The following is a 12578-nucleotide window of genomic DNA, read 5'->3' on the forward strand; positions in this document are numbered from 1 at the left end:
GAGAGAGAAAAGACATGCCAGTCAAGAACCGCTTTGCCGAATTGCAGAATGAAATCACGGAATGGCGAAGGGATCTGCACGAAAATCCCGAGATCCTGTTCGAAACCCACCGCACCAGCGCGAAAGTGGCCGAGAAGCTGAAGGAGTTCGGCTGCGATGAGGTTGTGACCGGTATCGGACGTACCGGTGTTGTCGGGGTGATCAAAGGCAAGTCGGACAGCAAGGGAAAGGTGATCGGCCTGCGCGCAGATATGGATGCTTTGCCGATACATGAGGCAACGGGGTTGGACTATGCCTCGAAAACGCCGGGTGCGATGCATGCTTGTGGCCATGACGGGCACACCGCGATGTTGCTGGGGGCGGCAAAGTACCTGTCGGAAACCCGCAACTTTGACGGCACTGTTGTCGTGATCTTCCAACCTGCTGAGGAAGGTGGCGGCGGGGGCCGCGAAATGTGCGAAGACGGAATGATGGACCGCTGGAACATTCAGGAAGTCTACGGCATGCATAATTGGCCGGGGCAGCCTGTTGGCAAGTTCGCAATCCGGCCGGGTTCGTTCTTTGCGGCAACTGATCAGTTCGATGTCACCTTTGAGGGTCGCGGCGGACATGCCGCCAAGCCGCATGAGACTGTGGATACTACAGTTCTGGCAGCGCAGGCAGTCCTTACGTTGCAAACGATTTCTTCGCGCAATGCCGACCCAATAGACCAGGTCGTGGTGTCTGTGACATCGTTTGAGACGTCATCCAAGGCATTCAATGTGATCCCTCAGACCGTGCAGATCAAAGGCACCGTGCGCACAATGAGCAAGGGCATGCGGGATCTGGCTGAAAAGCGGATCAACGAGATTTGCAACGGTGTAGCGGCCACGTTTGGCGGCACCGCTGACGTGACTTACATTCGCGGGTACCCGGTAATGGTGAACAGCGACGAGCAAACAGAGTTTGCGGCGGATGTGGCCCGGTCGGTGTCCGGTGATTGCGACGAGGCACCGTTGGTCATGGGGGGCGAAGATTTTGCCTTCATGCTGGAAGAGCGCCCAGGCGCCTATATTCTTGTGGGCAACGGTGACACCGCAATGGTTCATCACCCGGAATACAATTTCAACGACGAAGCCATTCCGGCCGGATGCAGCTGGTGGGCAGAGATTGTCGAACAGCGGATGCCAGCCGCCTGATGGTGAGGGTGGGGGCTCTGCCCCCACACCCCCGGGATATTTCTAGCCAGATGAAGCGGGATCCTTTGCTTGCAGATCAAGCACCGTGCAGAGGGTTTCGACGACGGCATCCAAGGCGGTCGACTGCGTATTGACGCAGGATTGTGCAGCCGTTCTGGCGGCTTGAAGGGCATTCTGGTCCGACAGCCAATGTGAAACGGCCTCAGAGAGGTCAGCGGATGTCTGGACCTCGACAGCGCCCTTGGCGTCGATCAGCGGGGCAAAGGTTTCTGCAAAGTTGAAATACCCTGGGCCGGTGACCACGGCGGCCCCAGCCTGTGCCGGTTCAAACGGGTTGTGTCCGCCAATCTCTTTCAGTGAGCCCCCAAGGAACACGATCGGGCAAAGCGCGTACCAGGTTCCGGTTTCGCCCAGTGTGTCGGCAACATACACGTGCGTCGTATCTGTGATCGGTGCATTTTTTGACCGGAAGGATGCCTTGAGCCCGGCGTTGTTCAGAAGTTCTGCAACCTCGCCGCGTCGTTCGGGGTGGCGTGGGATCAGTAGCAGCAGAAGGTCGGGCCAATGTTGCAATAACGCCTTGTGGGCTGTCAGAACGCTGTCCTCTTCTCCGGCATGGGTGGAACTGGCGATCCAGACAGGTCTGGCGGCTATTTGCGCACGAATGTCGTCCAGCGTGCTCTGGTCCACAGGTAGAGGATCGGACATGGCCTTGAGGTTGGTGCCGGGCTGCACCCGTTGGGCTGGGGCACCCATGGCAATCAGGTTGGCTGCTGTTTTGTTGTTTTGCGTTAAGAGCAGGCGAAATTTATTCAGGACAAACCTTGCTGTTTTAGGGCGCTTCTTCCATCCGGCGACAGATTTGTCCGACAATCGAGCATTCAGCAGAGCCAGCGGAATGTCGCGCCCCGCGCTTTCGACAATCAGCCGCGGCCAGATCTCGCTTTCGACGAAGATCCCGGCATCGGGTTGCCAATGGTCCAGAAAGCGTTGAACCGGGCCGGCAGTGTCAAGCGGTGGGTACTGGTGTCGGGTGCGAGGCGGCAGTCGCTTTTCGATCAGGGCCGCTGAGGTTGGCGTTCCTGAGGTGATCAGAAACTCGGTTTTGGGAAGGCGGTCGGCCAGCCGATTGATCAGAGTGAGGACCGACAGGCTTTCGCCGACACTGGCGGCGTGGAACCAGATCAACTGCCCTGCGGGGCGGGGCATACTGGCATGGCCAAGACGCTCCTGTTGGCGATTGGCTGGTACACCGGCAGCCTCAAGTTTCTTTCGGACGGTTCTCCAGACCAGAGGTGCGGCCAGAGAGATCAGGGCGCAGTACAGGTGGTACAGTGCTGTGGGGCGGTCTTGGTGATCCGGCATATATCAGCCGCCTGTATGGCTCATATGGCGGCTCATCCGACCATCAACGGACTGGCGAGAATAGTCGAAGTCATGACCTTTTGGCTTCAGGTTAATCGCCGCACGGATGGCATCTTCAAGCGGCTGTTCGGTATCGGGGTGATCCCGCAATGCGCCCCGCAGATCCGCCATGTCCTCCTGCCCCAGACACATATAAAGCTCGCCGGTGCAGGTCAGGCGCACGCGGTTGCAGCTTTCGCAGAAATTGTGGGACAGGGGCGTGATGAAGCCGATCTTCTGACCTGTTTCTTCCAGCCTGATATAGCGGGCTGGTCCGCCTGTGCGTTCTGCCAGATCAGTGATCGTGTAATGGTTTTCGTACTCTTTGCGCACATCCTTGAGAGACCAGTATTGATCCAGTCGATCCTCGTTACCGATATCGCCCATCGGCATGACCTCGATCCAGGTCAGGTCCATGTCGCGCTCGGCGCACCATTCAGTGATCTTGGGCAGTTCGGGTTCGTTGAATCCCTTGAGCGCAACAGCGTTGATCTTGATTCGCAGCCCGGCCTTTTGCGCCGCGTCGATGCCATTCAGTACCTGTTTGAGGCGGCCCCAGCGCGTGACTTTTGCAAATTTGTCGTCATCCAGCGTATCCAGAGAAACATTCACACGGCGCACACCGGCGGCATAAAGATCTTCGGCAAAGCGATGCAACTGCGAACCGTTTGTCGTGAGCGTCAGTTCTTTCAACGCACCGCTTTCCAAGTGGCGGGTCATAGCGTTGAAGAAGGTCATGATATTGCGACGAACCAATGGCTCACCGCCGGTAATGCGCAGTTTCTCGACGCCCATTCTCACAAAGGTCGAGCACATGCGATCCAGCTCTTCCAGCGTAAGAAGGTCTTTCTTGGGCAGAAAAGTCATGTTTTCGGACATGCAGTAGACACAGCGAAAATCACAGCGGTCCGTGACGGAGACGCGGAGATACGTGATGGCGCGGGCAAACGGGTCGATGAGCGGAGCAGACATGCGACATAGGTAAAGCTGTAACCAGCCTGCGACAAGTGCGAACTGCGCTTTGCACTGGATCACACCCGCATGGGGTTGTAGTTTCCGGGCATGAAAAAGGTATTTGTTTTTCTATGCGTTGTTTTGACCGGGTGCGATACTGTCCGGGCAACGACGGAACGTGTGTTCGGGTCGGGGGATGAGGCGGCTGCGGCCGTATCGGACGTTGAAACTGCGCCAGTTGTCGCTGAGGAGGTTCTTCAGCCCGAGCCGGTTGCGGCACGTCCCAGTTGGGTCGGAGCCAAAACAACCATTGCCGGGCTTGGTGATCCGACCACACCAGGGCGCTGGATGCAGACGCCACTGGTCGATAGCGAGGTAACGGCCCGGGTTGTTGTGCCCAGAACCGGCGCGCAGGCCTATATCACCCTGGTTCCTGCCGCAGGCCCGGAAAGTAGCGGCAGCCGCTTGTCGCTGGATGCCATGCGGGCCCTTCTGGTGCCATTAGACGAACTGGTCGAAGTCGCGGTCTATGCCGACTGACTTTTCAGGTATTTGGCTGCTTCGCGTCGGGCGAACGGTTTCATGGCATCACCGTGTTTGTCCAGAAACGCGATCACACGTTCGGGGTCGTGTTTGGACAGTTCCCGGAGCCACCAGGCGATTGATTTCTGAATAAACCAGTCGCGGTCAGGGACATATCCGGCGGCCCAGCCGAGGATACAGTCGCGACGTTGCAGGTCTTCGGGCTTGGGGTGGTTCTGTTTGGTCCAGGGCAGTGTTGCGACAAGGGCCGCGCGCCGGGTCCACATGTGATCGGACTGTGTCCACTGTTCGACGGCATTCAGTCTCTCGGGGTCGGCCATCAGTCGTTTTTGCATCGCCATGCAGGCATGATCGGCGACGGCCCAGGCGTCAAAATCCGGTAGCCAGCTTTGAAGCAGGTCCCAAACCTGATCGTCGGGCCGGATGCGGGCCTGGGTCAGAAGCTTGGCCGCGGCAAGGCGCGCTTCGTGGATATCGGTTTGCCACAGCGCCTTGGCCAGCGCGACGCGTTTATTCACATCCAGCTCTTGCCGCCATGCTTTGGTCAGATCGTTGAGAACCGGGTTGGCGACGCCCAGATAGACGCGATCCGCCTTGTGATAACTGGCCATCTGACCCGCACGTTCGGGGTCGGCATGGGCTTTGATCTGATCAAGAAAAGAGGTCAGCATCGGGGTCAGACCGGAACGCCTGTCGGTTCGCCGTCAATCGTCTGGCTGTTCTTTTCGGCCCAATAAGACCGGATGTCGCCGTCCGTCTTGCCATCGACCCATTTCTGCATCGTGTCGCGGTCGGACTGGAATTCCATGAACGGCACTGCATACCCGCAAGAGGTCTGAACCATTTCGATCGACTGGTCATAGATCTGTCGCGCGCTGCGGTGGTTGGGGAAAAGATTGGCCAGTTCATCCCAGCCGTCATCTCCGACGTGCAGAGCGCGGGCTGTGCCATATGTGCGCAGGATCAGTGGGCGCGTGGTGAAGGAGCACCACATCAGTGTCATCCTGTTGACCTGCATCAGATGCCCCGCCGTCTCGTTGCCGCTGCCAGTCAGGTTCATCCAGACGATGCGGTTTGGCCCCAGCACCCGCAGCGAGTCCATACCTTTGGGCGAGATATTGACCTTTCCCTCGGTCCCGGCGGTGCCGACGAAGAACATATGCTGATCTTCGATGAACTTTTGATGCGCGTCATCAAGCTGGGGAAACTGTTTGGACATGGGTCACTCTACCGTCACTGATTTTGCCAGATTGCGCGGCTGGTCTACATCCGTCCCTTTGGCTACAGCCGTGTGGTATGCCAGCAACTGTGCGGGAACCGAATAAAGGATCGGCGCAAGACTGGTGTGAATATGAGGCATCCGGATTGTGCTCCAGACGCCGTCTCCGGCCTCGTCAATTCCATCATCATCAGACACAAGGATCACTTTGCCCTTGCGCGCCATCACTTCCTGCATGTTCGACACGGTCTTGTCGAACACGGTGTCGCGGGGTGCCATGACGACAACAGGCATATGCTTGTCGATCAGGGCGATGGGTCCGTGTTTCAACTCGCCCGATGCATACCCTTCGGCGTGGATATAGCTGATTTCCTTGAGCTTCAGCGCCCCTTCCATTGCCAGAGGATACATCAGGCCACGGCCCAGGAACAGAACGTCGCGCGCCTCGGACAGGCGTTGGGCTGCTTTGCGGATCGCCCGGTTCTGATCCAATGCCGTGTTCAGCACGGTCGGCAATCCGCGCAGCGCAGCGGTGTGATCGGCGATTTCCTCATCGGTCAGAGTGCCGCGGTCGGCCGCTGCCTTGAGCGCCAGCATCAGCAAAACGCTTAGTTGACAGGTGAAGGCTTTGGTCGAAGCCACACCGATTTCAACGCCAGCATGGATCGGCAGGGCGATATCGCTTTCCCGAGCAATCGAGCTTTCGGGGACATTGACGACGGAAACGATCTTGTCCGCCTTGCCCTCGCAATAGCGCAGCGCGGCCAGGGTGTCGGCGGTTTCGCCTGACTGACTGACAAACAGCGCCAGTGTGCGACCCGTGATCGGAGGTTCGCGATAGCGGAACTCGCTGGCGATATCGACTTCCACCGGCATCTTTGCCAGTTGCTCGAACCAGTATTTCGCAGTCAGGCAGGCGTAAAACGCGGTGCCGCAGGCGACCATGGTCAGACGGTCCAACTTGCTGAAATCCAGCTCGGCGTCGGGTAACACCACGCGATCACCGCCCGTGGGCAGGTAGGATCGGATGGCCTCAGCCACAACGATAGGCTGTTCAGCGATTTCCTTGGCCATGAAATGCTTATGCTCGCCCTTGTCGGCGCGCGCATGATCCAGCTTGATCTTGCGCTTTTCCCGGTTGGCCAGTTCACCGGCCTCGTTGCGGATTTCCAGCGATGTTCGGGTCAGAACCGCGCGGTCGCCTTCCTCGAGATAGGTGATCTGATTGGTTAGCGGCGCAAGGGCAATGGCGTCCGAACCCACATACATCTCACCATCCCCGTGGCCGATGGCCAGAGGTGATCCTTTGCGAGCGGCTACAATCAGGTCGTCCTCACCATCGAACAGGAATGCAAGGGCGAAGGCCCCTTCCAACTTGTCGATGGTCTTGAAAGCGGCCTCGACCGGGGACATGCCTGTGTTGAGGTGATGTTCCGTCATCAGCGCGACGGTTTCCGTGTCGGTTTCAGTCTTGAAGGCGACGCCGTGTTTGGCCAGTTCCGCCCTCAGGTCGCGGTAGTTTTCGACAATCCCGTTGTGAACCACGGCCACTGGGCCCGCCTTGTGGGGATGCGCGTTGTTGACGGAAGGCGCGCCATGCGTGGCCCAGCGGGTGTGACCAATGCCGGATTTTCCCGGCAGCGGATCATGCACCAACAGATCGCTGAGGTTGACCAGCTTGCCGACCGCACGCCGACGACCCAGGACACCGTCATTGACGGTTGCAATCCCGGCACTGTCATAGCCGCGATATTCCAGCCGTTTCAGGGCTTCTACCAGAATAGGGGCTGCTTCATGCTGCCCCAAGACACCTACAATTCCACACATATCTCAGGCCTCGTTATCGCGGCGAGCCTTCTTCGCCTTCAACATATCAAACAGTTTTCGCGCGTAGCCGGGTTTGTTTTCCTGCTTGGCGCGCGCCACGGCCAACGCCTCGGGCGCTACGTCTTTGGTCACCACTGTGCCTGTCGCTGTCATTGCGCCATCGCCCACCGTGACCGGGGCCACGAGCATGGTGTTGGAGCCGATAAAGACATTCGCACCTATGTTGGTCTTGTGCTTCATCACACCATCATAGTTGCAGGTGATTGTTCCCGCGCCGATATTCGTCTCAGCACCCACTGATGCGTCCCCGATATAGCTGAGGTGGTTGACCTTCGCGCCTTCGGCGATTTCTGCATTCTTGATTTCGACGAAATTGCCAACCCGCGTGTTTTCGGCCAATTCTGCGCCCGGACGCAGCCGCGCGTAGGGGCCGACGATGGCACCGCGACTGACATGGCACCCTTCCAGATGGGAAAAGGCCCGGATGGTCGCACCGCTTTCGACAGTCACTCCGGGGCCGAAAACCACGTTGGGTTCGATTACTGTGTCACGCCCAATCACAGTGTCTGCGGACAGGTATACCGTATCCGCTGCCATCAATGTGACACCCATATCCAGCAGTTCTGCCCGCGCGCGCGCCTGAAATACGGCGTCGGCGGCGGCCAGATCAGCGCGTGAGTTCACGCCCAGCGTCTGCGCCTCGTCACAGGCGACGGCGGTTACGTTCAGACCGCGGTTGCGGGCGATCTCAACTACGTCTGTCAGATAGTATTCGCCTGAGGCATTGTTGTTTTCAACGGCGTCAATCAGCGAAAAAAGCAACCGGGCATCACAGGCCAAAAGGCCCGAGTTGCAAAATGTTATGGCGCGCTCATCATCTGATGCGTCTTTGAATTCGACAATGCGTTCCAACGTGTCGCCATTCATGACCAACCGGCCATAGCGGGCCGGATCAGCCGCTTCGAACCCAAGGATGACCAGGTCATTTCGGGACCGTGCCTCGACCATCCGCTCCAGCGTATCGGGTTGTAAAAACGGGGTGTCGCCGTAAAGAACTACGATATCACCGTTGAACCCGTCCAGTGCTGTCCGGGCCTGACCAACCGCATGGGCTGTACCCAATTGTTCCTCCTGAACGGCTATCCGGGCATCTTCGTCTTCGTCCTGAGCAACCTTTGCTACAGCTTCGGACCCGTGGCCGGTGACGATCACCGTGCGTTCGGGCGACAAAACAGACCCGGCACGCATCGCGTGAACAAGCATCGGAGCCTGAGCGATGGGATGCAGGACTTTGGGAAGGTCCGAATTCATCCTGGTGCCTTTTCCGGCGGCAAGGATGACAAGGGCAATGGTCATGAAATCGTTTTCTCTTTGTGTTTTGTTGCCGACCGTTTTATCCGCTGGGGGCAAAGGCGCAAGCTGTTCGGCCATCAAACAAGATTGCCGATTGAAACAGGACACGGCGAAAACCTGCCGAAACAGGAGGCAACATGCGGACCGTCATCTTCGATCTGGACGGCACATTGGCGGATACATCAGGCGATTTGCTGGCGGCAGCGAACCATTGTTTCCGCGAAATGGGGCATGGTGATGTGCTGGTCCATGGGCAGGATGCAGGCATCGCGCTGCGTGGCGGTCGCATGATGTTGACCCAAGGGCTGAAACGCGTTGGAGCTTACGACGAGGACACCGTTCAGGCCTATTATCCGGTTCTGCTTGAGGCTTACGCGCAAGATATCAACACCCACACAAGTTTCTATCCGGGAGCGTTGCAGGCCGTCGAGATGCTGAGTAACGCGGGCTACGGTGTCGGCATTTGCACCAACAAGCCGGAACATCTGGCCGAATTGTTACTGACGCGCATGGGAGTGCGGGACCGTTTTGCCTCGTTGGTAGGTGCGGATACGCTGCCGGTGCGCAAGCCGGACCCGGCCCCTCTGCGCGAGGCTGCGCGACGGGCCGGGGGAGATCCAGCCTGGTGCGTGCTGATCGGAGATTCGGATACCGACCGCAATACCGCCCGAGCGGCAGGGGTCCCATCGGTTTTGGTGACTTTCGGGCCGTCAGGGGAGGACATGGCAGCGCTGGAGCCCGAAGCCCTGCTGCATCACTTTGACGACTTGCCCGATCTTGTGCCTGATCTGATCGGTGCGGCAGCCTGAAACCTTGACCGGACCCTGTCGGAGATCCAGAAAAAGACCATGACGGAAACATTCATTGGTAATTTCACGCAGCAGGAACCCCTTCCAGACGACGCAATCGAGGCAGCGCTGGCTGTCCTGCGTCACGGGCGGCTGCATCGCTATAACGTGGTCCCCGGTGAGTTGGGGGAAACGGCCCTGTTGGAACAGGAGTTTGCTGCACAGATGGGGGCCAAGTATTGCTTGGCGGTTTCCTCTGGCGGTTATGCGCTTGCCACCGCGTTGCGGGCCGTCGGTGTGCAGCCGGGCGACCCGGTTCTGACCAATGCGTTCACTCTGGCTCCGGTGCCGGGATCAATTGCATCGGTCGGAGCGCGGGCGATCTTTGTCGGCGTCACCGAAAACCTGACCATCGATCTGGAGGATCTTGAGGGCAAACTGGATCAGGCCCGTGTCCTGATGCTCAGCCATATGCGCGGGCATCTGTGTGACATGGATCGTCTGATGCAGATGTGTGACGCGGCAGGCGTTATCGTGATCGAGGACTGCGCACACACGATGGGCGCGGCCTGGCGTGGTCAGTTGTCGGGGCGGCAGGGGGCGATCGGGTGTTATTCCTGCCAGACCTATAAGCACGTGAACTCGGGCGAGGGCGGTTTGCTGGTTACTGATGACGCGGAACTGGCGGCCAAGGCCACAATGCTGTCGGGGTCATACATGCTGTATGAACGCCATCTGGCAGCGCCGGGACCTGAAGTGTTCGAGCGGATAAAGTACACCACACCCAATGTGTCCGGTCGCATGGACAATTTGCGTGCCGCCATCCTACGCCCTCAGTTGCGGGATCTGGACCGGCAGGTGACACGGTGGAACGAGCGCTATCGCGAGATCGAGACCGGGCTGCGCCGCACTCCGGGCCTGACGATTGTCGAGCGACCCGAAGAGGAAACCTATGTCGGGTCTTCGATCCAGTTCCTGCTGTTGGATTGGTCGCCTGAGCGGATAGCCGACGTTATCAGCCGCTGCGCCGCGCGTGGGGTCGAGATCAAATGGTTTGGCGGGGCTGAGCCAACAGGGTTCACGTCGCGCTATGACAGCTGGAGATATTTTGAAAGCGAACGAATGCCGGAAAGTGATCGTGTTCTGGCAGGCATCATGGATATGCGTGTGCCGCTGACCTTTTCACTGGAGGATTGCCAAGTGATCGCGCGCATCATCCGAGCCGAAGTGGGCGCAGTTTATCAATCCTAGCAAAACAGAGTGCGCTTTCAGCGCACACTCGACCCTTGAGAGCGCCGCCCGGTTTGGGCGGCGTTTCGCGTTTTGGTCCGGGCTTTCACAAAGATTGACCGAAGACAGATTCGCTGTTAGAGATTTATTGAACACTTGTTCATTAATGCGGAGGGAGGACACAGATGTTCATGGCCACGATGAAGTTTGATCTGGGTGAGGATGTGAACGCCCTGCGCGAGATGGTGCATCGGTGGGCGCAGGAGCGTGTCAAGCCGATGGCGGCTGAGATTGATGCCAAGAACAGCTTTCCGAATGAACTGTGGAAAGAAATGGGAGAGCTTGGTCTTTTGGGTGTCACCGTGCCAGAAGAATACGGCGGTGCGGGCATGTCCTATTTGGCGCATACAATTGCTGTCGAAGAAGTTGCGCGCGCTTCTGCCTCGGTTTCGCTGTCTTATGGGGCGCATTCCAACCTGTGTGTGAACCAGATCAAGCTGAACGGTACGGAAGAGCAGAAACAGAAATACCTGCCGCGCCTAGTATCGGGAGAACATGTGGGTGCGCTGGCGATGTCGGAACCTTCCGCAGGTTCGGACGTGGTGTCGATGAAGCTGCGGGCGGAAAAACGCAACGACCATTACCGACTGAACGGCAACAAGTACTGGATCACAAACGGGCCAGACGCGGATACACTGGTGGTTTATGCCAAGACAGACCCCGATGCCGGATCGAAGGGTATTACTGCATTTCTGATTGAAAAAGAGATGAAGGGTTTTTCGACTTCACCCCATTTCGACAAGTTGGGGATGCGCGGGTCGAACACGGCTGAACTGATCTTTGAAGATGTCGAAGTGCCGTTCGAGAACGTATTGGGAGAAGAGGGCAAGGGCGTAGCCGTGCTCATGTCAGGTCTGGACTATGAGCGCGTGGTTCTGGCCGGGATCGGAACCGGCATCATGGCCGCCTGTCTGGATGAGGTGATGCCGTATCTGGCCGAGCGCAAGCAATTCGGCAAACCGATTGGCAGCTTCCAACTGATGCAGGGCAAGATTGCCGACATGTATACCGCGATGAACTCGGCACGGGCCTATGTCTATGAGGTGGCCAAGGCCTGTGATCGAGGAGACGTCACTCGGCAGGACGCAGCGGCGTGCTGTCTCTACGCATCCGAACAGGCGATGGTTCAGGCGCATCAGGCGGTTCAGGCGCTGGGCGGGGCAGGGTTTCTGTCGGATGCACCGGTCAGCCGGATTTTCCGGGACGCCAAGCTGATGGAGATCGGCGCAGGCACCAGCGAGATTCGACGGATGCTGATCGGCCGGGAAATGATGAACGAAATGCGCTGAACGAAAACGCCCCGCAGACGAGTTTGCAGCGGGGCGTTTCGATCAAAGGATCAGAAGCGATGAACGTAGGAAATACCGACCAGCCAAGGGTCGATGTTTGCAGTGCCAATATCGGCTCCGTTCAGCGTGACGTCCGAGTCGATGTCGAACCAGCGCACATTCAGACGGACCGCACCTTTGTCGGTGATCATATAGTCGAGACCGGCTTGCAGCGATACGCCGAAGGAATCATCGACCTTGAGGTTGCCAAGGGCAGATTGCTCGTCAAAGAAGATGGTATAGTTCAGACCGGCACCGACATAGGGCTTCCAGGCGCTATTGGTCGGGAAGTGATAGTTCAGCGACAAGGTGGGCGGCAGATGTTTGACGCTGCCAGCGTCCACGCTTCCGCCCAAGGTGACGTTATGTTTGAACGGGGTCGCGGCCAGCAGCTCGATCCCCAAATTGTCCTGGATGAAATACTCGGCGGTGAAGATCGGGCGCGTATCCGAGTCGATATCGGCGCTAAGGCCGGCCAGAGTTCCGTTGTTGGATTTCGGGTCCAGGTACCCCACACCGATACCGAGAGTCCAATCCCCCTGAGATTGGGAAAACGCAGGGGCGGCCAGAGCCACCAACGCGGTGGAAAGAGTCAAAGCGGCGAGTTTCTTGGTCATTGTCGTGCCTTTGGTTTCGTTGATGACCTTGGTGTTGCAGCGACTGAAATTGCCCACTCTGATCTGCATCAAGTAAA

The 12578-nt window shown here is 58.1% G+C and carries 12 protein-coding genes; 5 read left to right on the plus strand and 7 right to left on the minus strand.

Annotation, left to right across the window (positions count from 1 at the left end; all coding sequences use genetic code 11):
- Positions 1 to 14 precede the first annotated feature (14 nt).
- Positions 15 to 1178, plus strand: a complete 1164-nt coding sequence (locus ACR0BK_RS06495) for a M20 aminoacylase family protein (RefSeq protein WP_480476043.1) — start codon at positions 15 to 17, stop codon at positions 1176 to 1178.
- A 42-nt stretch (positions 1179 to 1220) separates the two neighbouring features.
- Here the strand turns inward: ACR0BK_RS06495 and ACR0BK_RS06500 are convergent, their stop codons facing one another.
- Both ACR0BK_RS06500 and moaA read right to left on the minus strand, forming a co-directional pair.
- Entirely contained in the window at positions 1221 to 2543 is a 1323-nt protein-coding gene (locus ACR0BK_RS06500; protein ID WP_480554104.1) for a 3-deoxy-D-manno-octulosonic acid transferase, read from the minus strand.
- Positions 2544 to 2546: 3 nt separating this feature from the next.
- A complete protein-coding gene (gene moaA / locus ACR0BK_RS06505; protein ID WP_480476047.1) occupies positions 2547 to 3554 on the minus strand; it encodes a GTP 3',8-cyclase MoaA in 1008 nt (335 codons plus the stop codon).
- A gap of 90 nt (positions 3555 to 3644) precedes the next feature.
- Here moaA and ACR0BK_RS06510 point away from each other — a divergent pair, with 90 nt between their 5' ends.
- Positions 3645 to 4076: a hypothetical protein gene (locus tag ACR0BK_RS06510; protein WP_480554105.1), complete on the plus strand. Its 432-nt coding sequence runs from the start codon at positions 3645 to 3647 to the stop codon at positions 4074 to 4076.
- Here the strand turns inward: ACR0BK_RS06510 and ACR0BK_RS06515 are convergent.
- Genes ACR0BK_RS06515 through glmU form a run of 4 tightly spaced genes read right to left on the minus strand, consistent with a single transcriptional unit; the run spans position 4064 to position 8481 of the window.
- Positions 4064 to 4750: a DNA alkylation repair protein gene (locus ACR0BK_RS06515; protein WP_480554106.1), complete on the minus strand. Its 687-nt coding sequence runs from the start codon at positions 4748 to 4750 to the stop codon at positions 4064 to 4066. The genes ACR0BK_RS06510 and ACR0BK_RS06515 overlap by 13 nt on opposite strands.
- A 5-nt stretch (positions 4751 to 4755) precedes the next feature.
- Positions 4756 to 5298: a pyridoxamine 5'-phosphate oxidase family protein gene (locus tag ACR0BK_RS06520; RefSeq protein WP_480554107.1), complete on the minus strand. Its 543-nt coding sequence runs from the start codon at positions 5296 to 5298 to the stop codon at positions 4756 to 4758.
- 3 nt (positions 5299 to 5301) lie between these two features.
- Positions 5302 to 7125, minus strand: a complete 1824-nt coding sequence (gene glmS / locus ACR0BK_RS06525; RefSeq protein ID WP_480516368.1) for a glutamine--fructose-6-phosphate transaminase (isomerizing) — start codon at positions 7123 to 7125, stop codon at positions 5302 to 5304.
- 3 nt (positions 7126 to 7128) lie between these two features.
- Positions 7129 to 8481, minus strand: coding sequence for a bifunctional UDP-N-acetylglucosamine diphosphorylase/glucosamine-1-phosphate N-acetyltransferase GlmU (glmU, locus tag ACR0BK_RS06530; protein ID WP_480554108.1), 1353 nt, complete (start codon positions 8479 to 8481; stop codon positions 7129 to 7131).
- Positions 8482 to 8615: 134 nt separating this feature from the next.
- On the opposite strand from glmU, the gene ACR0BK_RS06535 reads away from it, so the two are divergent.
- The 3 genes from ACR0BK_RS06535 to ACR0BK_RS06545 all read left to right on the plus strand — a co-directional run bounded on the left by ACR0BK_RS06535 (position 8616) and on the right by ACR0BK_RS06545 (position 11845).
- The gene (locus ACR0BK_RS06535) at positions 8616 to 9287 is read left to right on the plus strand and encodes an HAD-IA family hydrolase (protein ID WP_480476059.1); all 672 of its coding nucleotides are present in this window, start codon (positions 8616 to 8618) and stop codon (positions 9285 to 9287) included.
- Positions 9288 to 9326: 39 nt separating this feature from the next.
- Entirely contained in the window at positions 9327 to 10517 is a 1191-nt protein-coding gene (locus ACR0BK_RS06540) for a DegT/DnrJ/EryC1/StrS family aminotransferase (RefSeq protein WP_480554109.1), read from the plus strand.
- A 164-nt stretch (positions 10518 to 10681) separates the two neighbouring features.
- Positions 10682 to 11845, plus strand: a complete 1164-nt coding sequence (locus tag ACR0BK_RS06545) for an isovaleryl-CoA dehydrogenase (protein WP_267362877.1) — start codon at positions 10682 to 10684, stop codon at positions 11843 to 11845.
- A 50-nt stretch (positions 11846 to 11895) separates the two neighbouring features.
- Here ACR0BK_RS06545 and ACR0BK_RS06550 read toward each other — a convergent pair whose 3' ends face one another.
- On the minus strand, positions 11896 to 12501 hold the full coding sequence (locus ACR0BK_RS06550; protein ID WP_480554146.1) for an OmpW/AlkL family protein: 606 nt from the start codon (positions 12499 to 12501) through the stop codon (positions 11896 to 11898).
- Positions 12502 to 12578: the final 77 nt, after the last annotated feature.

This window comes from Ruegeria sp. AF1 (assembly GCF_056542125.1).

Bases quoted from the DNA above. Each gene is read 5' to 3' on its own strand.
- ACR0BK_RS06535 (WP_480476059.1), top strand. From the start codon at position 8,616: ATGCGGACCGTCATCTTCGATCTGGACGGCACATTGGCGGATACATCA.
- glmS (WP_480516368.1), bottom strand. From the start codon at position 7,125: ATGTGTGGAATTGTAGGTGTCTTGGGGCAGCATGAAGCAGCCCCTATT.
- ACR0BK_RS06510 (WP_480554105.1), top strand. From the start codon at position 3,645: ATGAAAAAGGTATTTGTTTTTCTATGCGTTGTTTTGACCGGGTGCGAT.
- ACR0BK_RS06540 (WP_480554109.1), top strand. From the start codon at position 9,327: ATGACGGAAACATTCATTGGTAATTTCACGCAGCAGGAACCCCTTCCA.
- ACR0BK_RS06515 (WP_480554106.1), bottom strand. From the start codon at position 4,750: ATGCTGACCTCTTTTCTTGATCAGATCAAAGCCCATGCCGACCCCGAA.
- moaA (WP_480476047.1), bottom strand. From the start codon at position 3,554: ATGTCTGCTCCGCTCATCGACCCGTTTGCCCGCGCCATCACGTATCTC.
- ACR0BK_RS06545 (WP_267362877.1), top strand. From the start codon at position 10,682: ATGTTCATGGCCACGATGAAGTTTGATCTGGGTGAGGATGTGAACGCC.
- ACR0BK_RS06500 (WP_480554104.1), bottom strand. From the start codon at position 2,543: ATGCCGGATCACCAAGACCGCCCCACAGCACTGTACCACCTGTACTGC.
- glmU (WP_480554108.1), bottom strand. From the start codon at position 8,481: ATGACCATTGCCCTTGTCATCCTTGCCGCCGGAAAAGGCACCAGGATG.
- ACR0BK_RS06495 (WP_480476043.1), top strand. From the start codon at position 15: ATGCCAGTCAAGAACCGCTTTGCCGAATTGCAGAATGAAATCACGGAA.
- ACR0BK_RS06550 (WP_480554146.1), bottom strand. From the start codon at position 12,501: ATGACCAAGAAACTCGCCGCTTTGACTCTTTCCACCGCGTTGGTGGCT.
- ACR0BK_RS06520 (WP_480554107.1), bottom strand. From the start codon at position 5,298: ATGTCCAAACAGTTTCCCCAGCTTGATGACGCGCATCAAAAGTTCATC.